Source organism: Vreelandella sulfidaeris Esulfide1 (assembly GCF_054072535.1).
Genome location: NZ_CM133364.1, coordinates 1,274,633 through 1,299,623 on the forward strand (window position 1 = coordinate 1,274,633; position 24,991 = coordinate 1,299,623).

Genomic DNA, 24,991 nt, shown 5'->3' on the forward strand with positions numbered 1-24,991 from the left:
CATGCTTTATCGACACTTTGCGACCCAAGAAGAGATCGACCGTGCCTACGACCCGATGCGTGGTCGAGACCCTGCGGTGTTGGTAAAAGATTGGCGTAAGCGTAGCGAAGCATCCCGTGACCGCCACCGCGCCAGTCACAACGTAAGTCTCGATCTGCCTTATGGTCCAACGCTTGCTGAGCGTATGGATATCTTCCAAGCCGATAACCCGAATGCTCCCGTCCATGTATTCTTCCACGGCGGCTACTGGCGCTCACTGAGTCATCGTGAATTCAGCTTTATCGTCGATGATCTGGTCAACGCCGGTATCACCGTCGCGGTGGTTAATTACGCGCTCTGCCCAGAGGTGCGTTTCAGTGAGACTGTACGCCAAAGCCAGGCAGCGATTGCCTACGTTTACAAGCATGCTGCTGAGTTAGGCGTCGATTCTGAGCATTTAAGTATTTCGGGCCATTCGGCGGGTGGGCATCTGTGCGCCATGCTAATGGCGACGGATTGGGAGGGCACGTTTGGCTTGCCGAATCAGTTGATTCGCGGCGCGCTCTGTATCAGCGGTCTATACGACCTACGACCCTTCCCATGGTCTTGGCTGCAGCCCAAGCTTCAGCTTAGCGGGCGCGATGTGCAGGAGTTCAGCCCGTTATGGCTACCGTGCCGTGTGCCTGCGCCTATAAAGCTGGTGGCAGGGGGCCAGGAGTCAGAAGAGTTTGAAAGGCAGATGAGTAGCTACGCTGAGCATTTGAGCCAGCAAGGCCAAACAGTGACTCAGCAGCTACTTCCCGACGTAGATCACTTTTCGGTTCTTGAGCACTATCTAAACAATGGTTGCTTTGTTGAATGGATTAAAGGGTTTCACGGTTAGTAACAGCGCCTCGCTAGAGGCGCTGTTATAACGGTTATTTAGCTGGGATCACCGCGGTTGCTTCGATTTCCACCTTAGCCTCATCTTCCACAAGCCCAGCCACCTGCACCATCGTCATAGCCGGAAAATGCTTTCCCAGCACCTCGCGGTAGGCGGCGCCCACCTCCTTGAGCCGGGCCAGATACTCCTTCTTATCCGTCACATACCAGGTTAACCGCACGATATGCTCTGGGCCTGCATTCGCCTCTTTCAAAATCGCCACGATATTCTGCAGCGCCTGGTTTACCTGTACGACAAAGTCGTCGCTTTCGAACACCTGGTCGGCATTCCAGCCAATCTGACCGCCCACAAAAACCGTCTGGCCGGTAGCCAGCACACCATTAGCGTAGCCGATGGCAGGCTTCCAATGAGAAGGGTGAAGAAGCTGATGAAAGGTGGCGTCACTCATGATGGCTATCCTTATTGGTTATCGACGGTAATGCGCTGGCGTATTGCCTCGGTCCATGGCATCGACTTACCGCTATTTAAATCCATAAAAACCAGGGTGGAACAACTCGTTAAGCGTTTCTGTTCACCGCAATAAGCGGTAATTTGCAGGGTCAGGCTGCTATGCCCCAACGCCTGCACCAACAACTCGAACGTTAGCCGCTCCCCTAACCGGCTAGGGGCGTGAAACTGAGTGTCGATCGCGGCCGTGGGTACGCCGGTGCCGCTCTCTACATGCAGCTGATTAAAGTCGTGCTGCACGACCTCCTCAAACCAGTCCTCGACCACTGAATTGATCAGCTCAAAATAGCGGGGATAAAAAACGATTCCCGCCGGATCACAGTGTTGAAAGCGAATTTTTCGCTGGGTGGTAAACGCCATTGCTATCTTCCTGTTCTATTCTCGGCTTTCTTCTCAACTTTATTTCACATTACACGCCCAGATAACGATCACGTACCGTGCTGTCCAGCGCAGCGGGTTTGCCGTCCCACACCGTGCAGCCTTTTTCCAGGATGGTGCAGCGGTCAGCGATGGGCAGGATTTCACTCAGCGACTTATCGACTAGCAGGGTAGCCTGCCCCTGCTCCTTGAGCAGCCGAATCGCCCGCCAGATCTCCTGGCGAATCACCGGCGCCAGCCCCTCGGTGGCCTCGTCCAGTACCAGCAGGCGCGGATTAGTCATCAACGCTCGGCCAATGGCCAGCATCTGCTGTTCGCCGCCAGAAAGCGTTTTGGCCATTTGCGCGCGGCGCTCCTCCAGGCGTGGAAACAGCGCCTCCACTTTCGCCAGTGTCCACTCGCCCGGGCGGGCCGTGACCAGCAGGTTTTCGCGTACCGACAAGTTAGGGAAACAGCGACGACCCTCCGGCACCAGGCCCAGGCCCGCCTTGGCGATGCGGTAAGCGGGCAAGCGGCGTATGTTCTGCGACTCGAATTCAATCGTGCCGCGGCTGGCCGGGGTCAGCCCAAAGATTGAGCGGATGGTGGTGGTCTTGCCCATGCCGTTACGGCCCATCAACGCGACCATTTCACCGGCCGCGACCTCGAGCGTCACGCCAAAGAGCGCCTGAGAAGGCCCATAGAACGTCTCAATATCAGCAACCTTAAGCATCAGAATCTCCCAGGTAAGCTTCCCGGACGCGCGGGTCCTCCTTGATCGCGTGGCTATCGCCATGGGCGATCACGCTGCCGGAGACCAGCACCGAGATACGGTCAGCAAGGCGAAAGACCGCTTCCATGTCGTGCTCGATCAACAGAATGGGCACTTCCAGCTTCAGTGCCTCGAGCAGCTCGGTCAGCTTTGCCGATCCTTCCGGCCCCAAGCCTGCCATGGGTTCATCCAGCAGCAGGGCGCGAGGCTTGAGAGCCAGCGCGCAGGCGACTTCCACTTGGCGACGCTCACCGTGGGAAAGCTCGAACACCGGCGTCCAGGCGCGGTGGCTAAGCTGCATGCGTTCCAGCGCTGCATAGGCGGGGTCGAGCAGGTGACGGTCGCGGGCGACGGGCTTCCAGAAGCGAAAACTATGACTCTGCAGCGCTTGAACGCCCATCATCACATTGCGCATCACCGATAGCGGTTCAGCCAGCGAAGACACCTGAAAGCTCCTCCCCAGCCCAAGGCGTGCGCGCTCGGCAATACTCATAGTGGTAATGTCGGTATTAGACAGATAAACGCGACCCTCGTCGGGGCGCAGGCTGCCAGCAATCTGCCCGATCAGCGTGGACTTACCCGCGCCGTTGGGGCCAATTAGGGCATGGATTTCCCCCTGCCTAAGATCCAGCGACACATCGTTGGTCGCCTGCAGTGCTCCAAAGCGCTTATGCAGCTTTTGCAGTGAAAGGACAGCCTCACTCATTGCGCTCACTCCCGGCCAGCCAACCCATCACACCGTGCTTGGCAAACAGCACCACGCCCAGCAGCACCAGCCCCAAAAAGAGCTGCCAGTACTCGGTAATGCCACCCAGGAAGGTTTCCATCATCACAAACAGCACCGCCCCGGCCAACGGGCCATAAAGCCGGCCCACACCGCCCAGGATGACGATGACCATCAGCTCGCCGGAGAAGTGCCAACTGAGCATCGAGGGGCTGACGAAGCCGTTCAGGTCCGCGTAGAGCGCCCCGGCAAGCCCGGTGATCGCCGCAGAGATAACGAACGCCACCAAACGAATGGGATAAGGGCTGATCCCGGCAGTGGCCAAACGTACGTCATTCAGCCGTGCCATGGTCAACGCGGCGCCAAAGCGCGATTTCATCAGCCGCGAGGTGATCGCCATGGCCAGTACCAGCCCGGTGAAGCAGATTAGGAAATAGGTCAATGCATCACTGCTGTCGAACAAGTTGTTACCGACCTGGGGCAGGGTGTTGCGTATGTAAATAGGCAGCCCATCCTGACCGCCGTAGGTGGGCCAGGAGTTGGCAAAGTAATAGATCATCTGCGCAAAGGCGAGGGTGATCATAATGAAGTAGACACCGGTGGTGCGCAGCGAAATGGCGCCGATCGCCAGTGCCAGTAGGGCGCAAAGCACGACGGCCACCAGCCACACCACCAGCAGGTTATCGCTGCCCGGCACGCTGAAGGGCCAGCTCATGAATGGTGTCATGTCGAAGGCATGATAGGCGCTGATGCCCGCTACATAGCCACCCAGGCCAAAGTAGGCCGCATGACCGAAGCTCACCATGCCGCCATAGCCAATCGCCAGGTTGAGCCCGACGGCCGCCATGGCAATGATGGTGACCCGCGAGGCCAGATTGACGTAATAGGTGTGACCCAAAAAATAGGCCGCCACAGGCAGTAATAGCAGCAGGCCGAGCAGGATCATCTGAACCAACCCTTTGCGGTCGAAGTGGCTATCCGCGCGGGTGGTTGGCGCAGCGTTCTTGGAAAGGGAAGTGGTATTAGTCATTGGCAGCAAACAATCCCTTGGGCTTGAACGCGAGGATGACGGCCATGAGGATATAAATCAGCATCGCAGCCAGTGAAGAACCGACCCCGGTGGCCTCGGAAGGCGGCATGAATGTTTGGAAAAACAGCGGCAGGTAGACGCGTCCCAAGGTATCGACAACCCCCACCAGCAGCGCACCGAACAGCGCGCCCTTGATCGAACCGATACCGCCGATCACGATGACCACGAATGCCAGGATAAGTACCGGTTCGCCCATGCCGACCTGCACGGACTGCAATGCCCCTACCAGCGCCCCGGCAAGGCCCGCCAGCGCAGCCCCCAGCGCAAACACCACGGTATACAGCTTGGCAATGTTAACCCCCAGCGCGCCAATCATCTCACGGTCACTTTCGCCCGCCCGAATGCGCATTCCCAGCCGCGTGCGGGAAATCAGCAGGTAAAGGCCAACCGCAATAGCGACCCCCACGCCAATCAGCACCAGCCGATAGATCGGGTAACGGGTCTCCCCCGGCAGGGTGACAAACCCGGTAAGCCACGACGGCGGGCTCAGCCATAGCGGCGACGAACCGAAGAGCCAGCGTGTGCCTTCTGAGAAGATCAGTATCAGTGCAAAGGTCGCCAATACCTGGTCGAGGTGCGGGCGGTGATAAAGGCGTCGAATGACCAGCAGCTCGACCAGGGCGCCGACCAGGGCCGCGGCGGTCATACCCGCCGTCAGGCCGATCAGAAAAGAGCCCGTCGAGGCGCTGACCGCGGCCGTGGCATAGGCGCCCACCATATAAAAAGAGCCGTGGGCAAGATTGATCAGCCCCATCACCCCAAACACCAGGGTGAGGCCGCTGGCCATCAAAAACAGCATCGTGCCTAGCTGAATGCCGTTAAGCAGTTGCTCGATTAGCAGGGTAACGGACACGTTAGTTAACCTTAACGAAGGTGAAGAGAAGTGGCTGGGTGCACGCACCCAGCCGAGGCGAGCTTACATTTCGCACTGCTCAAAATAGACGTCCTGGATATCTTCGATGGCCACACCGATCAGGCGATTAGTGGGCTCGCCATCGTCACCCTCCACCACTTCACGCACGTAAATATCCTGGATAGGATGCTGGTTCGGGCCAAAGCGGAACTCACCGCGCACGCTGTCAAAGTCGGCGGCTCGCAGTGCTTCGCGGAAGGCGTCTTTATCATCGGGGTGGGCAGTTTCAAGCGCGCTGAGAATCAGATTGGCAGTGTCGTAACCTTGTGCCGCGTAAAGCGTCGGCATGCGTTCATAGGCGGCTTGGAAGCCCTCGACGAAGCGGTCGTTGGCTTCGTTTTCCAGATCGTAGGCCCATAGTGATGTATTGCGGGCACCAATCGCAGCACTGCCAACGGCCTTGATAAGAATTTCGTCAAACGAGAACGCCGCGCCAAAGATCGGCATGTCAACACCGGAACTTTCCCACTGCTTCATGAACGAGATGCCCATGCCGCCGGGCAGGAAGAAGAATAAGCTGTCGGCATCGCTATCGCGAATCTGGGCGATTTCGGCTGCGTAGTCGGTCTGACCCATCTGGGTGTAAAGCTCGCCGACGACCTCACCTTCATAAAGGTGCTTGAAGCCCGCCAGTGCATCGGTACCCGCCGGGTAGTTGGGCGCCATGATGATCGGGCGCTCATAACCCTGTTCGCGCATGTAGGCACCCATGGCGCCATGCAGGTTGTCGTTCTGATACGCCACGTTGAAGTAGTTTTCGTGACACATGCGGCCAGCCAAGTCGGAAGGGCCAGCATTGGGCGAGAGATAGAAGGTGCCCTGACGTACCACTGAGGGAACGACGGCCATTGCCAGGTTGGACCAGATGATACCGGTCAGGATATCGACTTCATCACGCTGCATAAACTCATTGGACAAGCTGCGCGCCAAATCAGGGCGTCTAGCGTCATCCTGGATCAGCACTTCCACATCGTCGCGACCTGACTGCTCAAGCGCCAGCATAAAGCCGTCGCGAACGTCCACGCCCAGGTGCGAACCGCCGCCTGAAAGCGTGGTGATCATGCCGATCTTGACGTCTTCAGCGTGCGCGCTCAGCACGCTTGAAGAGAGCAGTAAGCCAAGGCCAAAGCGGGATATCATTTTCATTGTTCCTTCCTCATTTTATTTAATCGTTTTTTGCTTAGAGGGTCATACGTTAGTGTCGGTGCTATTGATATCGGTGCTATTCATATTGATGCCAGGAGAGCCAGCGCTCGGGTAGTGTTCCTGGCTCAGCCGAAAACGCTGAACCTTACCCGTGGATGTTTTAGGTAGTGCCTCGATAAAGCGTAGCGAGCGAGGGTACTTATACGGCGCGATGGTCTGCTTCACGAAGTCCTGCAACATGTGCTGACACTCTTCATCTTGCTGAAAACCATCGTTTAGAACAACAAAAGCCTCGACAATTTGGCCACGCTCCTGGCTAGGGGCGCCGATCACCGCGCACTCTTTAACGGCGGGGTGGGCCAGCAGCGCTGCTTCCACCTCGGGGCCTGCGATGTTGTAGCCCGCCGAGACAATCATGTCGTCGTTGCGGGCAGCGAAGTGCAAGTAGCCCTCCTCATCCTGATAAAACGCATCGCCGGTGATGTTCCAGCCATCAACCACATACTTTTGTTGACGCTTATCGGCCAGGTATCGGCAGCCTGTCGGGCCACGCACGGCAAGCTTCCCCACCGTTCCGCGGGGTACGTCATTCATCTCCATATCGACAATCCGGGCCTCGTAGCCAGCCACTGGCTTGCCAGTGCAGTTAGGGCGGTGGTCATCCAATCGATTCGAGATAAAGATGTGCAGCATTTCTGTCGCACCGATGCCATCAAGGATCGGCGTGCCGGTTTGCTTGATCCAGTCGTGATAGATCGGCGCGGGGAGGGTTTCGCCAGCGGAGACGGCAACGCGCAGACTGCTCAAATCCTCGTGGCGCGTGGGCGCGGCAAGCATCGCTCGATAAGCGGTTGGCGCGGTGAATACCACCGTGGCCTGATACTCGCGGATGATGTCCATCATGTTGGGGGGGGAGGCGTGTTCGAGCAGCACGGCGGTGGCGCCGAAGCGCAGCGGGAAGATGGCCAGTCCGCCCAGGCCAAAGGTGAAGGCCAGCGGGGGCGAGCCAACGAAGACATCCTCCGGCGTTACCCGCAGGACTTCCTTGGCGTAGCCATCGGCAATCACCAGCAAGTCGCGGTGAAAGTGCATGGTGGCCTTGGGCGAGCCGGTAGTGCCCGATGTAAAGCCCAGCAGCGCCACATCGTCGGCGGCGGTATCGACGGCTTTAAAGGTAGCGGGTTTGCTTAACGCCAAACGGTCAAGCTCTGCGTCGTGGTTGGCGGTGCCATCAAAGCCGACGATACGTTTGAGTGCGGGGGTAAGCTCCTGGCAGTCAATGAGCTCATCCAGCAACCGGGTGTCGCATAAGGCGAGGCTGATTTCCGCTTTATCGATTACCTGGCACAGCTCCTTGGTGCGCAGCATCGGCATGGTGTTGACCACCACAGCGCCCGCTTTCGTGGCGGCCAGCCAGCAGGCCACCATCGCCGGGTTATTGGCAGAGCGGATCAGTACCCGTTGGCCAGGGACCACGCCCAAGTCATCGACCAACACATGGGCAAGGCGGTTGGTCCACTCGGTGAGCTCACGGTAAGTGCGGCGTCGGCCATTGCCTGCTAGGGCAATCCGTTCGCCGTGGCCCTGGTCGAGCAGCCGGTCGCAGAGCTCAACGCCTGCATTCAGTCGTTGAGGGTAATCGTAGCCCGCGAGCAGAAACTCAGGCTGACAATCAGTGGGTGGCAGGTTATCCCGCGCAAAAGTATCAGCATGGGCCGACTGGATGTACATGACCAACCTCCGTATTTGGTGTCATTGTTTATTCCTGACGACGCTTCTGTATTAGGCGTTATCAGGGATACGGTGTCTGGCGTGGTGTTTTGTTGTTTTTAGATCGTTACGGCTTAGTGCTGTTTACTCTTCAGCGAGCATGCTGCGGGCGATGACGACTTTCTGGACGTCGGAAGCGCCTTCGTAGATACGCAGCGCGCGGATCTCCCGGTAGAGGCTCTCGATAATATGGCCCTTGCGAACGCCGTCGCCGCCGTGAAGCTGCACCGCCTGGTCTATCACCTGCTGGGCCTGGTCGGTGGCAAACAGCTTGGCCATCGCCGCTTCACGGGTCACCCGCTCTGCGCCTTGATCTTTCGTCCAGGCAGCGCGATAAACCAGCAGGGCGGCGGCATCCACATTGAGCGCCATATCCGCCAGGTGGCCCTGCACCATTTGGAGATCGGATAGCGTGGCACCAAACAGTTCGCGAGATCGGCTGCGGGAGAGCGACTCCTCCAGCGCCCGGCGGGCGAAGCCCAGAGCTGCCGCGCCGACGGTGGAGCGGAAAACGTCCAGCACCGACATGGCAATCCTGAAGCCTTGCCCTGGCTTGCCGATCAGCGCGCTGACAGGCAGAACCATGTCGTTGAAGCCCAGCCGCGCCAGTGGGTGAGGTGCCACCGACTCCAGGCGTTCACGAATTTCCAGTCCCGGCGTGTCGGCGGGCACTAAAAAGGCTGAAAGCCCTTTGGCGCCGGGGCCTTCACCGGTACGGACGAAGACCGTATAGATATCGGCGATGCCGCCGTTGGAGATCCAGGTTTTTTCACCATTCAAACGGTAGCTATCACCATCGCGCTCGGCGGTGGTATCCAGTTGCGCCACATCGGAGCCGGAGCGTGGCTCGCTTAGCGCAAACGCCGAGAGCGCTTCACCACGACGGGTTTTACCCAGCCACTGCTTCTGTTCATCGCTGCCATAAAGGCTGATGGCGCCGGTGCCCAGCCCCTGCATGGCAAACGAAAAGTCGGCCAGGCCATCATGGCGGGCCAGGGTTTCACGGATCAGGCACAGGCTGCGTACATCGATATGCTCGCCCGCCGTGCCTTCCAGAAACCCGGCTTTGCCTAAATCGCGTACTAATTGAATGCAGGTCGCATCCACATCGCTGTGGTCGCGGGGCAGCTCAGCGCGGCACCAGGCTTCCAACTGCTCGGAAAGCTCGCGGTGCTGGGCCTCAAAGAAGGGCCACTCCAGAAAACGTTTGTCGCTCATCAGTCCCCCTTAAACTCAGGTTTTTGTTTGGCTACGAAGGCATGGTAGGCGCGCTCGAAATCGTTGGTCTGCATGCAGATCGCCTGGGCCTGGGCTTCCGATTCGATCGCCTGCTCCAGGCTCATCGACCATTCCTGGTTTAACTGGGTCTTGGTAATGCTGTGGCCAAAGGTCGGGCCCTGGGCCAGGCGGGTGGCGTAGGCGATGGCATCCTGCTCAAGGGCGTCTGGTTCGACCACGCGGTTGTAAAAGCCCCACTGGAAGCCTTCCTCGGCACTCATGCTGCGCCCGCTGTAGAGCAGGTCGGCAGCGCGGCCCTGGCCGATAATGCGCGGCAGAATGGCGCAGGCGCCCATATCACAACCCGCCAGGCCCACGCGGGTGAACAGGAACGCCGTGCTGGCGCGGGGCGTGGCGAAGCGGATATCCGACGACATGGCAATGATTGCCCCGGCGCCAACGCAAATGCCGTCCACAGCGGCAATGATCGGTTTGCCACAGTTCAGCATCGCCTTGACCAAGTCCCCGGTCATGCGGGTGAATTCGAGCAACCCTTTCATGTCCTTGCCTACCAAGGGGCCGATGATTTCATGCACATCGCCGCCGGAGCAGAAGTTCTCGCCGTTGGAGGTGAACACCACCGCATGCACATCTGAGGCATACGCCAGGTCACGAAAGGTATCGCGTAGCTCGGCGTAACTCTCGAACGTCAGCGGGTTTTTGCGCTCTGGGCGATTCAACCGGATGACGGCGACGTCACCATGCATTTCCCACATAAAGTGCTCGGGGGCCAGGTCAGCCATGCTCTTCATATTCTTGTTCTCGCCTGTCAGTGATTAGTGGGTATCGTCAAGAGAAGCGGGCAAGCGGTGGAGCAGCTCGCCGATATGATGGGCATCCTCTTCGGTTACCCCTTCGAACATCGCGTTGATCCAGCGCTCATGCTCAACAGCCATGGCCCTGAAGCTTTCGCGACCGGCACTGGTCAGGCAGACCCGCGTGGCGCGACGGTCGCCTTCAATGGCAATACGCTCCACGGCGCCATCTTCCACCAAACGGTCAATAATGCCGGTAACGTTGCCGTTGGAAACCCGCAGCCGCTTGGAGAGCTCATTCATCTTCAGCCCCTCCTCACTGGCGTACAGGGCGGCCATGACATCAAAGCGGGGGAGTGTGGAGTCGTGCTCGGTACGCAGTCGCTCACGCAGCTCGGACTCCACCTGACGAGTAACTCGCAGCATGCGCAGCCATAAGCGCAGGCGCTCCTTACTTAAGCTGTTATTCTCCACCTTTCCAACCGTCATACTTCGCCCCCTGAGATAGAAATCGCCTGGCCGTTGATGGCGCCACTGTTAGGCCCGCATAGCCATAAGGCAGTCGCGGTGACCTCTGCAGGAGTGATTAAGCGCCCGGTGGGGTTCGTGGCTTGGAAATGGGCGGTGGCCTGCTCGGCGGACTGACCCGTCTTGGCCACGATATTGTCGACGCTGGTGGCCAGTAACGGCGTATCGGTGAAGCCGGGGCAGAGCGCATTGACGGTTAGGTTGCGGGTGGCGGTTTCAGCCGCCAGTGAACGCACTAAGCCCACCACACCGTGTTTGGCAGCGCAGTAAGCGCCCACATAAGCGTAGCCTTTCAGGCCAGCGGTGGAGGCAACTGCGATCAGGCGTCCGCCGTCGTTTAACTGTTTTAAGCCTTCGCGCAGGGTTAGAAATACGCCGCTAAGATTAACGTTGAGCATCCGCTGCCACTGCTCGAAAGAGGTCTTGGCGAAAGGGGCGCTTTCCGCTGCCCCGGCGTTGGCGATCACGATATCGACGCTGCCCAACTGCTCGAAGAGCGCCACCATGGCGGCTTCGTTGGTGACATCCACCGCGGCGAAATTAATGCCGTGGTGGTGCTCGGCGACCGCTTGCAGGGCAGCTTCCCGGCGGCCGGTAATGATGACCTCGGCGCCCGCCTGGGCAAATGCCAGGGCCATATCGGCGCCAATGCCGCTGCCGCCTCCGGTAATCACGGCGCGTTTGCCGGCCAGCGTGTTAGCAGGCAGCGTCATACCCAGCCCTCGCCACGCTCAGCCAAGCGCTGCAGCTGATCGGCCCCGGCCCGGTAGGGCGCGGGCCATGCCACCTCACGATCCCCCAGCCCGGCGGCCACGTGCAGCAGCCAGTAAGGGTCGGCAAGGTGCGGGCGGGCGATACACACCAGGTCGGCGCGCCCCGCCATCAGAATCGAGTTCACATGGTCGGCCTGATAGATGTTGCCCACCGCCATGGTGGCAATCGATGCTTCGTTACGAATCCGGTCAGAGAAGGGGGTCTGGAACATGCGTCCATAGACGGGCTTGGCCTGGGTCGAGGTTTGCCCGGCAGAGACATCGACGATATCCACCTCGGCGTCGCGCAGCCGCTTGGCGATTTCGACCGCATCGTCAGGGGTGATGCCTTCATCATCACGCCAGTCGTTGGCGGAAATACGCACCGAAAGCGGCTTGTGGGCGGGCCAGGCATGGCGCACGGCGTTGATCACCTCCAACGGATAGCGCAGCCGGTTGTCCAGCGAGCCGCCATACTCATCGTCACGGTGGTTTGTCAGCGGGGTAATGAACGAAGAGAGCAGATAGCCGTGGGCGGCGTGAATCTCGATCATGTCGAACCCGGCGCGGTCGGCCATCTGCGCGGCACTCACGAACTCGTCGCGTACGCGCTCCATATCGTCGCGATCCATCGCTTTGGGGGGTTGGTTGCACGCTGACCAGGCAACATTAGACGCTGCCATGATCGGCCAGTTGCCCTCGGCCAGTGGGGCATCCATCTCCTGCCAGCCAAGCTGGGTAGAGCCTTTGGGGCCGGAATGACCAATTTGGGCACATAGCTTGGCCTGGGTTTCAGCGTGTACAAAGTCACTCAGGCGTTTCCAAGCCGCTTCGTGCTCCGGGGCGTATAAGCCAGGGCAGCCGGGGGTAATGCGTCCGGTGGGGCTGATGCAGGTCATTTCGGTGTACACCAGCCCTGCACCGCCCTTGGCACGTTCGGCGTAATGGCTGAAGTGCCAATCGGTCGGGCAGCCGTCAACGGCCTTGTACTGCGCCATGGGGGAAACCACGACGCGGTTGGTAAGCGTCATGCCGCGCAGCTGGTAAGGGGCGAACATCGGCGCGCGGGCACTGCCCGGGTTGCCCGCCTGGGTCTGAAACCAGCGCTCGGCGCTCTCCAGCCATTGTGGGTCGCGTACCCGCAAGTTTTCATGGCTAATGCGCTGAGAACGGGTGAGTAAGGAATAGTTGAACTGCACTGGATCGAGATCCAGATAGCGTTCCACCTGCTCAAACCACTCGGTGGAGTTGCGCGCCGCCGACTGCAGGCGAAGCACCTCGAAGCGGCGCTCCTCCTCGTAGCGGGCGAAGGCCTCCGCCATGGTGGGTTCACTGTGCAAGACATTGGCCAATGCGATGGCGCTCTCTAGGGCCAGCTTCGAGCCCGAGCCAATCGAGAAGTGTGCCGTCGCCGCGGCGTCACCCATCAACACCACGTTATCGAAGCTCCAGCGCTCGCAGAGTACCCGGGGGAAGTTGATCCATGCCGAACCGCGTATGTGGTTGGCGTTGGTCATCAGCGCATGGCTGCCCAGATGCTTGGCAAAGATGCGTTCGCAGATCGCAATGGATTCCTGCTGGTTCAGCTCACCGAAACCGAATGCCTGCCAGGTCGCTTCGCTGCACTCGACAATAAAGGTCGCGGTGTCCTTGTCGAACTGATAGGCATGGGCCCATACCCAGCCATGCTCGGTCTTCTCGAAAATAAACGTAAAGGCATCGTTGAAGGTCTGGCGCGTACCCAGCCAGACGAACTTGCAGGCACGTACATCGATATCGGGTTTGAAGTGCTCGGCGTAGGTTTGGCGGGTGCGGGAGTTCAAGCCATCGGCGGCGAGCACCATATCGAACTCGCGCCGGTACTCATCGACGCTGGTCTCCTGGACATCGGTTTCAAAGCGCATTTCCACGCCTAATTCTCGGGCGCGCTCCTGGAGCAGAATCAACAGTTGGCGGCGGCCAATGCCGCAGAAGCCGTGGCCGGTCGACACAGTTTTAACGCCGTTATGCACCACGGCAATGTCGTCCCAGTAGGCGAAATGCTTACTAATGCGCTCGGCGCTGACGGGGTCGTTGGCCGCCAGGTTGTCCAGGGTTTCATCGGAAAGGACCACGCCCCAGCCGAAAGTATCGTCTGCCCGGTTGCGTTCAAATACCACGATCTCATGGGAAGGGTCCTGCAGTTTCATGCTAATGGCGAAATAAAGGCCGGCAGGCCCTCCACCCAGGCAGGCGATTCTCATTTTTGTTCTCCGTGGGAAACCTTACGCTTTTCTGAAGATAGGAGAGGGGGTAATAAAATTCAAGCTTAAATTGTTTAGGTTTAAAATATATTTTTGAATGTGCTGTGTATGCGGCTTTGCTCGCACTGGTAGGCGGAAAATGGGAGCATCCATGCGCTAAGCGAATGGCGCGTCTGTGTCTTGAGAATCCTGGTTATCTGTCCTAGAAGAAAGAGTTATAAGTAATGAGCATTTAGTACCATGGAAACCGTACTTGTCAGGATTGACAGGGGTAGTGGGAAACGCGACTCTAAGCCTATTCCCAGTTCTGCATGTCACAGTTCTGCGTGTCATAGTTCTGCGTGACTGATAATAGTTAACGCTGTCAGCAATTAATGCAGACAGTCGTCAAAAGGGTGAATTAAGGAGAGAGCCCCATGCTCGAAGATTGCAAAAATGCCCTGGAGCGCTGGGGAGGCGTGCACACTCTAATCGACCGCTGGCTGGATCAGCGTCGACAGCTACTGGTAAGCTTCATCGAACTGAAAGAAGCGTGCGATGCTGAACTGGAAGCCGTGAGCAAGGCGCCTATCGATACCTTCAGCGAGCTGTTGATGGACTATATCAGTGCTGGCCATTTTGAAATTTATCCTCAGCTGTCGGAAGAAGCGCAGGCCTTTGGCGATGAGGGAGCGCTCGTTATCGCAGAAAAGTTACTTGAGCGTTTAGAAATGTCTACCGAAATGGTGTTGGAGTTTGATACTGACTTCGGCACTACGCTCAGCTGCGAAGAAAATATCGCTCGCCTGCCTGCCTGGATCGACCGTCTCGCTCGCGGCCTCACCGAGCGTTTTGCCTTGGAAGACCAGCTAATCGCGCGCCTGCACGCCGCGCACAGCCCGCAGAACGTCAAAGCACCCGCTTAACGAATCACTATCGCCCGGTAGGAGCGCAATTCATTGCGCGATCAGCAAGGATCGGAGCGCCGAGAGTGAGTGCTACTCGATGGCCTGATCGCCCGACAAGTCGGGCTCCTACAGGGGCTATGTGTCATCGCCGTTTACCCCCAATCACCAGCATACAGGGCGTGAGCAGCAGGGTGAGCGCGGTGGCGAAGGTCAGCCCACCTGCAATAGCGCTCGACATCTGCGTCCACCACTGGGCGGAGGGCGCGTTGAAGCCGAGGGCGGGTGAGAAAAGATCCACATTGATGCCAAGCACCATCGGCATTAACCCCAGCACCGTGGTAATTGCCGTTAATAACACCGGGCGCAGGCGCAAACAGCCAGCTTCCAAAGCGGCTTCGCCGGGCGTCATTCCCTCACGGCGCAGCTCGTTATAAGTATCAATCAATACAATATTGTTATTGACCACGATCCCCGCCAGGGCAATCACGCCCATCCCCACCATCACAATGCCGAAGGCCTGACCGGTAATCAGTAGTCCCATTAATACCCCCGCCGTGGAGAACACGATGGCTGACAGTACCAGCCCTGCCTGGTAGAAACTATTGAACTGGGTCACCAAAATCAGCGCCATCAAGCCGATCGCAATCATGAAGGTGCTGGCCAGGAACTGCATCGACTCCTGCTGATCCTCCTGTTCGCCCGCCACGTTGACCATCAAACCGTCAGGCAGGCTGTCGCTGCCTGCTTCAAGCAGTGCATGCAGGCGCTCGTCGGCTAGATAGCCAGGGGCGAGATCTGCATCAATAGTAATCGCCCGGCGGCCATCGATACGGTTCAGCGTGCCGACCTTGGGCGCCGGTTCAAGGGTCACAAAGTGCGAAATCGGCACCTGTCCCCGCTGGGTATTGATCGTCAGGCGTTCAAGCTGGTCCAGCGAGCGCCAGTTTTGCGGCAGGCGCACGCGAATATCCACTTCATCGCTGACTTCGGGCGGCCGGTAGCTCGCTACCTGAAGGCCGGTGGTGAGTAGCTGAACCGCGCTACCAATGGTGGTGACATCGGTCCCCATGCGTGCGGCGGCTTCGCGATCGACATTAACCTGCCACTCGACGCCGGGCAGGCTACGATTATCCTGAATGTCGGTAAAACCGCCTAACTCACGCATTAACTGGGTGAGTTGGTTAACGCCTGCGTCGGCCACGTCCGGGTTGGTGGCGCTCACTTCCAGCACAATCGGCTTGCCGCCGCCGGGGCCCATCTCCTGTTCCTGAAACTCCAGCGTAATGCCGGGAATATCTTCCGCACGTTTCGCCATATCAGACAGGATTGCCTGGGCAGGGCGACGCTCATGCCAGTCGATAAACTGAAACTGCAGCATGCCGATCACATCATTACCCATCTGCTCGTTGGGTACTGCAAAGGAACGCGCATACAGCGCCCGGACTTCGCTCATGCCGGATAATTTGGCTTCCACCCGCTGTACAATGGCATCGGTCTCTTGCGCTGAAAAATCGCCCCGAGCGCGCACCAGCACCTGAGCGCTATCGGGCTCTACGGCTGGGAAGAAATCGACGCCGTGGTTAAAACGGGCGTAGCCGGTATACAGCAGCACCATCAACAGTATCGTCACCAGCAGCACCCAAGCGGGGTGCTTGAGCAATCTAGCCAGCATATGGCGGTAGCCACGCCCGAACGAGGTAGTCGATTCGTCATGCTTAGCGTCGGTCTGTTGCACGGCTGGGCGGGTAAACAAACGCCCCAGGGTGGGGAGAAATACCAGCGCCATGGCTAGCGATGCCAGCAGGCACAAAATCACTGTCGCGGGCAGGTACTTCATAAACTGGCCCACCACGCCGGGCCAGAACAGCAGCGGGAGAAAAACCGCCAGTGTGGTGGCGGTAGAGGCAATGACCGGCCAGCTCATTCTTGAGGCGGCGTTGAGCCAAGCCTGATGAGGCGTTTGGCCATCGCGCAGATGGCGATCGGCAAGCTCACTGACGACGATAGCGCCATCCACCAGCATGCCCGCCACTAAGATTAGCCCAAACAGCACTACGATATTGAGCGTAAAGCTAAACGCCCAGATGAGCAGAACGCCGGTTAAGAAAGCGCCGGGAATGGTGAGGCCGACCAGCAGCGCCATCCGCCAGCCCATGACCGCCACCACGACAATCAATACCAGCACTACGGCGGTGAGCACGTTGTTGAGCAGCTCGGAGAGCATATTCTCAACGGTGGTCGACTCATCCAGAATGGTGGTGAAACGCAGTTGTTCGGGGAGCAGGTCATCGGCTTCCGCTAATTGCTCGCGCACCGCATCAATGGTGGCGATGATATTGGCCCCGGCACGCTTGGAAATTTCGAGCACCACGGCGGGTTGGCCATCAATGCGGGCGAAGCCTTCCGGCTCTTTATAGGTGGGGTTAATCCACGCCACATCGCCAAAGGTGACGACGCGATCTTCATCCACCTTGACCGGCATGTTCATGACATCCTCAAGGGACTCAATAATGCCGGGGACTTTTAAGGCCAACCGCCCCGCGCCGGTATCCAAACTGCCGGCGGCTACCAAGCGATTATTGCGCGACACCTGATTGAACAGCGCATCGAAATCGACCCCGTAGCTCTCGAGCACCAGCGGATCCACGACGATTTCCAGCAGGTCTTCCCGTTCTCCGGCAATATCGACTTCCAACACATCGGCGATGCCTTCGATTTCCTCCTGCAGTCGCCGGGCAATCGTCATGCGTTCGCGAGTATCCAGCTGCCCAGAAAGGCCAATGGTCAAGACTGGAAACTCGGAGACGTTGACCTCCATCACCCGCGGCTCATCGGCTTCCGAAGGCAGCTCGCTACGGGCAATATCTACCCGGTCACGCACATCGGTCAGCGCGGTGTCGGGGTCGAAGCCAGGGTCGAATTCCAGCGTAATCGAACCATGTCCTTCGCTTGATTGGGCGGTAAACTTGCGCAGTCCTTCAATTCCGCGCAATTCCTGCTCCATGGGGCGAATCAGCAACCGCTCGCCATCTTCGGGGCTTACGCCCTCGAGCGACAGCGAGACATAAATCATCGGGATGGTGACGTCGGGGTTGGCTTCCTTGGGAATCATCTGCCAGGCAGTGATGCCCGCCAACAGCAGGCTCACTAACAGCAGTAGCGTGGTCCGGGTGTGGGCGAGCGCCGCATTAATCAACCGGCGCATAACTGCTATCCTGTTCCGTCGGTTGTGAAATGATGGGCTCTTCCGCAGGCACCGGGGTGACTGTTTCCCCGGTTTCCACCATGCCAGCGCCCAGAGTAATCAGGCGCAGCGGGTCGGGTAAGCCAGTGACATAGGCCCGCTGCGTATCGGCACTCACCAGTTCCACTGCGGTCTGTTGAACTTGGTCATTCTCATCCAGGTGTTTGACGGCCAGTTGGCCTTCGCTGTTTAGGCTGAGTAGTGCTGGGGAAAGTGTGTGCACTTGGCGTGGAGGCAGGGTGATCGTCAGCTCCGCGCTGCCGCCAGCAAGGCGCTTACCGGCAGGATTATCCAGCGTAGCTTCAATATAAAAACTACGCGTGGCTTCTTCGGCACGGTGGCTAATAAAGGTCAGTTCGCCCTCTAAATGGTCGCCATTCAGCAGCCGCGCGGTGACCGGCAGCCCAACGCTTAAATCGCCCACCTGCTGCTGAGACACCCAGGCGGCGCCTTTCAAGCGGCTGTCGTCGACTAGCTGGCCCCATTCCTCGCCGGGCTGCAGTAGGTCGCCAAGTTCCACCTGAACGCGGTTAAGCACGCCATCAAAAGGCGCGGTGGGGCGGCTGTCTTCCAGCTGTTTCTGTAGTTGCGCCACGGAAGCGGCACTGGCGCTTAGCGCGCCCTGTAAACGAAGCAGTTCGGGTTGGGAGATCAACTCGCGCTGGCGCAGATTGCGCGCACCAGAATACTCCGCTTCGGCCACGGCCAGTTCGTCGCGCGCTTGTTGCAGTTGCTCGGGCAGGGCGTTGTTATCCAGCACTAACAGCGTATCGCCCGCTTCAACGCGGCTGCCTTGGGCCACCGGCTTTTCTTCTACAAATCCCGCTACATTAGCGCGCAGCGTCGTTTCGCGCTGAGCGGTGAGCTGGCCCTGCACAATTTGTTCAGGAATAAAGGCGGTACTCAATTGCTCTACCACTTCAACCCGTGAGCCCACTTCGTTTCGGGCGGTGGCGTCCGGAGGCGTGGTTTGAAAACTTTGAAAATTGCCAAAAGCGAGCCATATCACCAGGGCCAGCACCAGGAGGCTGGCCAAGGTATAAGAGAAAGGGATTTTCCGCATGGAGTGTCCATGTCCTTAGCAAAACGATTAGCAAAATAAGAAAGGAGGGCTTAGAACCGTTGACACCATAGCGCAACTCGGCCTTTTCAGCGAGTCGCAGGCCGCAGCGAGAAGGGTAAGTGTGGTAAATGGCCAGAATATTGATAGAGAGTAGGTTAGTAGATAGTAGTCTCTTGTCTGATTGAGTTTTTGCCCGACTGGGCATACCATCTTTGCGTCTTGAGTTCTGTTGAGCCACTCCTCAGGCGAGAACCATCCCTAGGCGAACCTATCAAGGAGCAATGATGAAAGATCCAGTACGTATTGCGATTACCGGCGGTGCCGGTCAGATCAGCTACTCTCTTATTTTCCGCATCGCCGCTGGCGACATGTTGGGGCCGGATCAGCCTGTCATTCTTCAGCTTCTGGAAATCCCCCAGGCAATGGACGCCCTGAACGGCGTGGTGATGGAAGTCAATGACTGTGCCTTCCCGCTGGTACAAGACATCGTCGCGACCGACGACCCGAACGTAGCGTTCAAAGACGCCGACTTCGCCCTGCTGGTTGGCGCACGTCCGCGTGGTCCGGGTATGGAGCGTAAAGACCTGCTGGAAGCCAACGCAGCGATCTTCTCCGTTCAAGGTAAAGCGCTGAACGATCACGCCAGCCGTGACGTAAAAGTGCTGGTGGTAGGTAACCCGGCCAACACCAATGCGCTGATTGCTTCCTGCAACGCGCCTGATCTGGACGCTGGCCAGTTCACCGCCATGACGCGTCTGGACCACAACCGCGCCCTAACCCAGCTGGCACAGAAAACCGGCAAGCACGTCACTGACGTCGAAAACATGATCATCTGGGGCAACCACTCTGCTACCCAGTATCCGGATCTGGCCCAGTGTAAAGTCGACGGCAAAGCAGCGTTCGATCTGGTTGAGCGTGACTGGTTCGAAAACGACTTCATCCCCACCGTGCAGCAGCGCGGCGCGGCCATCATCAAAGCACGTGGCGCCTCTTCTGCCGCGTCTGCCGCCTCTTCCGCCATCGACCATATGCACGATTGGGCGCTGGGTTCCAAAGGCATCGTCAGCATGGCGATTCCGTCTGACGGCAGCTACGGCATCGAAGAAGGCATCATCTACTCCTACCCGGTACGTTGCCAGGGTGGCAAGTATGAAATCGTTCAAGGCTTCGAAATCGACGCCTTCAGCGAAGAGAAGATGAAAGCGACCGAGAAAGAACTGCGCGAAGAGCGTGCTGCCGTTGAGCACCTGCTCGGCTAAACGCGCCCGCTGGCGCTTTAACATGAGCGCCAGTCAACGCAAAAACCCTGCAAGCCATGCTTGCAGGGTTTTTTTACGCTTCATCACTTGCTCTTTCCGAGTCTGCTCAATCCCGCAAGCTCATAATCCGCCATTGGCGCTCTTCGGCTACCTTGCGCAGCGTATCATCGGGGTCTACCGCGACGGGGTGATCGACTTTCTCAAGCAGGGGTAAATCATTGTGGGAGTCGCTGTAGAACCAAGCGCCGTCCAATGAAATGTCCTGCTGTTCAAGCCACTGGCTCAAGCGGGTGACTTTGCCCTCGCGATAACTCGGAATACCCGAAACACGTCCCGTGTAGCGCCCCTGGTTCACTTCCGGATTGACAGCAATTAGGTGATCAACACCCAAGCGCTCGGCGATCGGCGCCGTGATAAAACGATTAGTGGCCGTGATGATCAGCAGCGTGTCGCCTTTGGTACGGTGGCGGGCCAGTAGCTCTTCTGCCTTAGGCAAAATGTTAGGCTCGATTTTGCTGGCCATAAACTGCTGATGCCAGGCAGCAAGCTGTTCAGGCGTATTGTCGGCCAACGGTTTAAGCGCCATTTCCAAAAAGGCAGCCATGTCCAGGGTGCCTGCATTGTAATCGGCCATGAAGCGCTCATTGGCTTCTCGGTAAGCGATCGGATCGACTGCCCCTTGTTCGAGCAAAAACTCTCCCCAGGCATGATCGCTGTCGATGGATAGCAGCGTATTATCCAAATCGAAAATGGCCAGACTCACGGCGCTCCCCTTATCGTTGATGTTGGTTAATTTATCATTCACGTCATTTAATCAGGCGGCGGATTATCGCAGAGTCGCCATGCCATTCCCACCAATGCTAAGACTAAGACAAAGTAAGCATTCATCACTTAGCGTTATATTGTATTGATACGCTTGTCACCCTTGTGGAAAAATGGGGACAACTGAAAATTTATGAAGGTGATGTCCGTGATCGACGCTGACGGCTTTCGCCCCAATGTTGGCATTATCATTGCCAATAGCCAGGGGCAGCTGCTTTGGGCGCGTCGGGTAGGACAAAATGCGTGGCAATTTCCCCAGGGGGGCATCAATGCAAGCGAGACGCCACAACAAGCACTTTTTCGTGAGCTTTACGAAGAGATCGGCTTAACTGCCGGCGATGTTGATATTGTTGCCTGCACCCGGGGCTGGCTACGCTACCGTCTGCCACGACGCATGATTCGCACGCATTCGCGTCCGGTCTGTATAGGCCAGAAGCAGAAGTGGTTTTTACTTAAAATCCGTTGCCAGGAAAGCCAAATCTGTATGACGGCAACCCCAACACCCGAATTTGATGGGTGGCGGTGGGTGAGCTACTGGTACCCGCTAGGGCAAGTAGTGCCTTTTAAGCGAGAGGTATATCGGCGCGCACTGCGAGAGTTATCTCCCCGCGTTCAGCGCCTGGCACAGGATGAAGATTAGAGCAGGCCGGCCCATGCATAAGGTAGGGTGGGCAGTCTGCCGTGAAATTCCTCAGCGAGGCAAATAACAGTGAAAAGTAAAACGTCCATGCTTGAGGTGCTGCGCCGGGTAATCCAGGAAGTGAATGGCGCGCGCAACCTTGATGCCGCGCTGTCTACGATGGTTCGCCGAATTCGTAAAGCGATGCAGACCGATGTCTGTTCCTTCTACCTTTACGATAAAGAGCTTGAATCGCTGGTATTAGTGGAAACCATTGGTCTGCGTACTCAAGCCGTTGGGCGCGTTGTAATGCCGTTAGGCGAAGGCTTGGTGGGCTTGGTCGCCAAACGCAGCGAGCCTTTAAATCTCGAAGATGCCCAGGCACATCCGCAGTTTCGCTATTTTGAAGCCACGGGCGAAGAGCGCTACTCCAGTTTCCTGGGCGTACCCATCATCCACCAGCGCCATATGCTAGGCGTGCTGGTCGTCCAGCAGGCTGAAAAACGCCAGTACGACGACGAAGACGAAGCCTTTCTGGTCACCATGGCCGCCCAGTTGGCGGGTGTGTTGGCACACGCATTAGCGACCGGTAATTTGCTGCGCCCGACGCTTGCCGGTGGGCAGGCGATGTTTAAGGGCGTTGCCGCTTCGCCCGGTATGGCAATGGGGGAAGCGGTGGTCATTACCCCGCCTGCCGATCTAAACAGCGTGCCCGACCTGGTGCCCAGCGATCAGGATTATGAGGTGGCACGCTTAAAGGAAGCCATTGGTAAAACGCGCAGCGAGATTCGAGCGGCAGCCGAGCGTTTGGCGAGCCGCATTTCCGCCCAGGAGCTGGCGCTGTTTGATGTCTATCAGCAGATGCTTGGCGAAGCAGCGCTGGCTGATGAAGTAGAAAAGCGTATTCGTGAAGGGCAGTGGGCGCCTGGCGCACTCGCTGATGTGGTCCGACGCCACGTGCAGTATTTGGAACGTGTTGACGATAATTACCTGCGTGAGCGGGCAGCCGATATTCGTGACCTGGGTCGCCGAGTGTTGGCGCACCTGCAAGAAGATACCCCTTCGACACCGGAAACCTACCCCGATAGCGCGATTCTGGTCGGCGATGAAATCAGCGTGGCCATGCTGGGTGAAGTCCCTCGCGATAAGCTCAAAGGGCTCGTCTCGGTACGTGGCTCCAGCACATCCCATGTAGCGATTGTCGCGCGTGCCATGGGGATTCCTACGGTGCTGGGGATGGTGGATTTGCCACTGCCGCGCCTGGGTGGCGCACCGGTAGTGCTGGATGGCCACCGGGGTCGTTTATTTGTGCGCCCCGCGGCTGAACTCAAAGCCCGTTACGCCAGTCTGATTGCCGAAGAAGAAGCGCTCAGCGAATTGCTTGAGCACGAACAGGATCTACCCAGCGCCACGCCCGACGGCCACACCATGCCGCTGATGGTTAACACTGGTCTAGCGGTAGATGCCACCGCGCTGCTTAAAAATCGTATCGGTGGCGTGGGGCTCTACCGAACCGAAGTGCCGTTTATGATTACCGAACGCTTCCCTGGCGAAAAAGAGCAAACACGACTCTATCGCGACCAGCTAGAAGGCTTCGCGCCGCTGCCGGTGGTCATGCGTACCCTGGATATCGGCGGCGACAAAGATCTACCCTATTTCCCCATTGAAGAGGCCAACCCATTCCTTGGCTGGCGTGGCATGCGCGTGACGCTGGATCACCCCGAAGTGCTGATGGTGCAACTGCGGGCCATGCTTAAAGCTTCAATGGGTCTGGATAATCTCTACGTACTGTTCCCGATGATCACCAACGTAGAAGAGGTGGACGAAGCTTTACGTCTACTGGATCGTGCTATTTTAGAGCTGGGTGAAGAAGGCGTTAATGTTGCCAGGCCCAAGGTAGGCGTGATGATCGAAGTGCCCGCTACCATCTACCAAATGGACGCACTCGCTAAGCGCGTCGACTTCTTTTCAGTAGGCAGCAATGATCTCACGCAATACTTACTGGCGGTGGATCGTAACAACCCCCGTGTGTCGAGTCTTTACGATGCGATGCATCCGGCGCTACTCGGTGCTCTGCAGGAACTGGCGAGTGATGCCTCACGGCTCAATAAGCCCATTTCGTTATGCGGTGAGCTGGCTGGTGACCCAGCGGGTGCGCTGCTGCTCATGGCGATGGGCTTTACCAGCCTCTCCATGAACGCGCCGAGCTTGCCTAAGGTGCGTGCGGCTATCCGCCGGGTACCATTTAGCGATGCCGAGCAACTGCTTAAGGAAGTGATGGCGTTAGATACGCCCGCCCAGGTGCATGCGCATTTAGAACAACGCTTGGATGAGTGGCAGTTGTCGCACCTGATGCCTCCTCGGGATTAAGACGCCGGTTCCAACGAGTCGCTGGGCAGCGTTAGGGTCGTTTCACCTACAAAGCGACCCAGCGGCCCAAAGCGCTGTTCAGTAATATCGATCTTGCCTTGAGCGTCTAACGTCAGCCACGACGTGGCGCGAGTACCGTAACGCTCGCCGATGATAAATGCCGCTGAAAGCTGGCGCTCCAATTCAAGCCCCACGCCCGTATCTGGCAATGCCTTAATAGCAGCCTCTTGTGGGTTTTGCATCGCCCGCAGAACGGCACTAGGCCATGCCGGGAAGGCGTCGGGCGGCGAAAGACCTGCTTGTGGTAAATCTTTATTTAAAAAACCTTGTTCAAGCGCATTACGCACGTTTACGAGCTTTGGCCAAGGGGAGTTAAGGTCGGCATTGGATAACCCGTGAACGCCGGGAGACACCTCGCTGAGGGCTAGATGCTCGCGGCCACGGTGCAAATGCCAAAGCCGCTGTGGCGTGGCGACGAGTAAATTAAAACCTGCGTAGCGTAATGCTTCGCCTTGGCTAAGCGTTGTTAGCCACGCTCCAATATCGTTACACTGTAGTGCATCAGTAACCAGTTCACCTCGGCTAGGTGCGCCGGGCGGTACGGTTAATTGAGGGTCACGTACGTTGGTTAACGCTGCAACGACACCACCCCGCTTGGCCGCTAACCACGAGCCACCGGCCTCTAAATCACGGCCTCCGACAATGTCTGGGTTGTCTTGCCACTCTGCAAGCGGCGCAGTAGGGCGCGCATGGAACTCATCACGGTTGCCCATCAGTCGCAAAGGCGTAGGCGTGCCAGGTAGCCAAGCAAACGATATCAAGCACATAACAAACTCATTGTCCGAAAGGAGAAATTGTCAACGGAAGAGCAGCATGACAGTAATGAAGCGTAGACGTACACTGATGTCGGTATCATGTTTGTAGCACAAAATATCAGAAAACGGTGTAAGCAACTGGCAGTCGTTAGGCTGTCGGCAACTGCGCAGCGTTTAAACAATGGTCATTTTTTCAGCGGCTATGCCGGTCAATA

The 24,991-nt window shown here is 57.9% G+C and carries 22 protein-coding genes; 5 read left to right on the forward strand and 17 right to left on the reverse strand.

The window, feature by feature from the left end; translation table 11 throughout:
* Nucleotide 1: 1 nt before the first annotated feature.
* On the forward strand, nucleotides 2-862 hold the full coding sequence (locus tag ACW44H_RS05895) for an alpha/beta hydrolase (protein WP_457507667.1): 861 nt from the start codon (nucleotides 2-4) through the stop codon (nucleotides 860-862).
* 34 nt (nucleotides 863-896) lie between these two features.
* Here ACW44H_RS05895 and ACW44H_RS05900 read toward each other — a convergent pair whose 3' ends face one another.
* From ACW44H_RS05900 to ACW44H_RS05960, 13 genes are all read right to left on the reverse strand, one after another.
* Entirely contained in the window at nucleotides 897-1,310 is a 414-nt protein-coding gene (locus ACW44H_RS05900; RefSeq protein WP_457507669.1) for a RidA family protein, read from the reverse strand.
* Between the two features lie 11 nt (nucleotides 1,311-1,321).
* Complete coding sequence (locus tag ACW44H_RS05905; RefSeq protein WP_457507671.1) at nucleotides 1,322-1,729, reverse strand: acyl-CoA thioesterase; 408 nt, start codon at nucleotides 1,727-1,729, stop codon at nucleotides 1,322-1,324.
* Between the two features lie 49 nt (nucleotides 1,730-1,778).
* Entirely contained in the window at nucleotides 1,779-2,459 is a 681-nt protein-coding gene (locus ACW44H_RS05910) for an ABC transporter ATP-binding protein (RefSeq protein WP_113268345.1), read from the reverse strand.
* The gene (locus tag ACW44H_RS05915) at nucleotides 2,452-3,204 is read right to left on the reverse strand and encodes an ABC transporter ATP-binding protein (RefSeq protein WP_457507673.1); all 753 of its coding nucleotides are present in this window, start codon (nucleotides 3,202-3,204) and stop codon (nucleotides 2,452-2,454) included. Before ACW44H_RS05915 ends, ACW44H_RS05910 begins: the two co-directional genes overlap by 8 nt.
* Nucleotides 3,197-4,252 carry a branched-chain amino acid ABC transporter permease gene (locus ACW44H_RS05920; RefSeq protein WP_457507675.1) on the reverse strand — a complete coding sequence of 352 codons (1,056 nt, stop codon included), beginning with the start codon at nucleotides 4,250-4,252 and terminating at the stop codon, nucleotides 3,197-3,199. Before ACW44H_RS05920 ends, ACW44H_RS05915 begins: the two co-directional genes overlap by 8 nt.
* On the reverse strand, nucleotides 4,245-5,165 hold the full coding sequence (locus ACW44H_RS05925; RefSeq protein ID WP_457507677.1) for a branched-chain amino acid ABC transporter permease: 921 nt from the start codon (nucleotides 5,163-5,165) through the stop codon (nucleotides 4,245-4,247). Before ACW44H_RS05925 ends, ACW44H_RS05920 begins: the two co-directional genes overlap by 8 nt.
* A gap of 63 nt (nucleotides 5,166-5,228) precedes the next feature.
* Nucleotides 5,229-6,371: an ABC transporter substrate-binding protein gene (locus ACW44H_RS05930; protein ID WP_457507679.1), complete on the reverse strand. Its 1,143-nt coding sequence runs from the start codon at nucleotides 6,369-6,371 to the stop codon at nucleotides 5,229-5,231.
* A gap of 42 nt (nucleotides 6,372-6,413) precedes the next feature.
* The gene (locus ACW44H_RS05935; protein WP_457507681.1) at nucleotides 6,414-8,102 is read right to left on the reverse strand and encodes an AMP-binding protein; all 1,689 of its coding nucleotides are present in this window, start codon (nucleotides 8,100-8,102) and stop codon (nucleotides 6,414-6,416) included.
* A 123-nt stretch (nucleotides 8,103-8,225) separates the two neighbouring features.
* Nucleotides 8,226-9,359, reverse strand: a complete 1,134-nt coding sequence (locus tag ACW44H_RS05940) for an acyl-CoA dehydrogenase family protein (RefSeq protein WP_457507683.1) — start codon at nucleotides 9,357-9,359, stop codon at nucleotides 8,226-8,228.
* The gene (locus ACW44H_RS05945; protein WP_457507685.1) at nucleotides 9,359-10,171 is read right to left on the reverse strand and encodes an enoyl-CoA hydratase family protein; all 813 of its coding nucleotides are present in this window, start codon (nucleotides 10,169-10,171) and stop codon (nucleotides 9,359-9,361) included. The genes ACW44H_RS05940 and ACW44H_RS05945 overlap by 1 nt, the downstream gene beginning before the upstream one ends.
* Before the next feature lie 24 nt (nucleotides 10,172-10,195).
* Nucleotides 10,196-10,663, reverse strand: a complete 468-nt coding sequence (locus tag ACW44H_RS05950; protein ID WP_457507687.1) for a MarR family winged helix-turn-helix transcriptional regulator — start codon at nucleotides 10,661-10,663, stop codon at nucleotides 10,196-10,198.
* The gene (locus ACW44H_RS05955) at nucleotides 10,660-11,415 is read right to left on the reverse strand and encodes an SDR family NAD(P)-dependent oxidoreductase (protein ID WP_457507689.1); all 756 of its coding nucleotides are present in this window, start codon (nucleotides 11,413-11,415) and stop codon (nucleotides 10,660-10,662) included. Before ACW44H_RS05955 ends, ACW44H_RS05950 begins: the two co-directional genes overlap by 4 nt.
* Nucleotides 11,412-13,697: a bifunctional salicylyl-CoA 5-hydroxylase/oxidoreductase gene (locus ACW44H_RS05960; RefSeq protein WP_457507691.1), complete on the reverse strand. Its 2,286-nt coding sequence runs from the start codon at nucleotides 13,695-13,697 to the stop codon at nucleotides 11,412-11,414. The genes ACW44H_RS05955 and ACW44H_RS05960 overlap by 4 nt, the downstream gene beginning before the upstream one ends.
* Nucleotides 13,698-14,113: 416 nt before the next feature.
* Between ACW44H_RS05960 and rsd the strand changes: the two genes are divergently transcribed.
* On the forward strand, nucleotides 14,114-14,602 hold the full coding sequence (gene rsd, locus ACW44H_RS05965; protein WP_457507693.1) for a sigma D regulator: 489 nt from the start codon (nucleotides 14,114-14,116) through the stop codon (nucleotides 14,600-14,602).
* A 124-nt stretch (nucleotides 14,603-14,726) separates the two neighbouring features.
* Here rsd and ACW44H_RS05970 read toward each other — a convergent pair whose 3' ends face one another.
* Entirely contained in the window at nucleotides 14,727-17,789 is a 3,063-nt protein-coding gene (locus ACW44H_RS05970) for an efflux RND transporter permease subunit (RefSeq protein WP_457507695.1), read from the reverse strand.
* Nucleotides 17,773-18,891 carry an efflux RND transporter periplasmic adaptor subunit gene (locus ACW44H_RS05975; protein ID WP_457507697.1) on the reverse strand — a complete coding sequence of 373 codons (1,119 nt, stop codon included), beginning with the start codon at nucleotides 18,889-18,891 and terminating at the stop codon, nucleotides 17,773-17,775. Before ACW44H_RS05975 ends, ACW44H_RS05970 begins: the two co-directional genes overlap by 17 nt.
* Before the next feature lie 284 nt (nucleotides 18,892-19,175).
* Here ACW44H_RS05975 and ACW44H_RS05980 point away from each other — a divergent pair, with 284 nt between their 5' ends.
* Nucleotides 19,176-20,150, forward strand: coding sequence for a malate dehydrogenase (locus ACW44H_RS05980; RefSeq protein ID WP_457507699.1), 975 nt, complete (start codon nucleotides 19,176-19,178; stop codon nucleotides 20,148-20,150).
* 106 nt (nucleotides 20,151-20,256) lie between these two features.
* On the opposite strand, the gene ACW44H_RS05985 is transcribed toward ACW44H_RS05980, so the two are convergent.
* Nucleotides 20,257-20,913 carry a histidinol-phosphatase gene (locus ACW44H_RS05985; RefSeq protein WP_457507701.1) on the reverse strand — a complete coding sequence of 219 codons (657 nt, stop codon included), beginning with the start codon at nucleotides 20,911-20,913 and terminating at the stop codon, nucleotides 20,257-20,259.
* 207 nt (nucleotides 20,914-21,120) lie between these two features.
* Here ACW44H_RS05985 and rppH point away from each other — a divergent pair, with 207 nt between their 5' ends.
* Nucleotides 21,121-21,612 (forward strand): RNA pyrophosphohydrolase, encoded by a 492-nt coding sequence (rppH, locus tag ACW44H_RS05990; protein ID WP_113268330.1) that lies wholly within the window; start codon nucleotides 21,121-21,123, stop codon nucleotides 21,610-21,612.
* Nucleotides 21,613-21,699: 87 nt separating this feature from the next.
* Nucleotides 21,700-23,961 carry a phosphoenolpyruvate--protein phosphotransferase gene (ptsP, locus tag ACW44H_RS05995; RefSeq protein ID WP_457508943.1) on the forward strand — a complete coding sequence of 754 codons (2,262 nt, stop codon included), beginning with the start codon at nucleotides 21,700-21,702 and terminating at the stop codon, nucleotides 23,959-23,961.
* Here ptsP and ACW44H_RS06000 read toward each other — a convergent pair.
* The gene (locus ACW44H_RS06000) at nucleotides 23,958-24,788 is read right to left on the reverse strand and encodes an NRDE family protein (RefSeq protein ID WP_457507703.1); all 831 of its coding nucleotides are present in this window, start codon (nucleotides 24,786-24,788) and stop codon (nucleotides 23,958-23,960) included. The genes ptsP and ACW44H_RS06000 overlap by 4 nt on opposite strands.
* Nucleotides 24,789-24,991 lie beyond the last annotated feature (203 nt).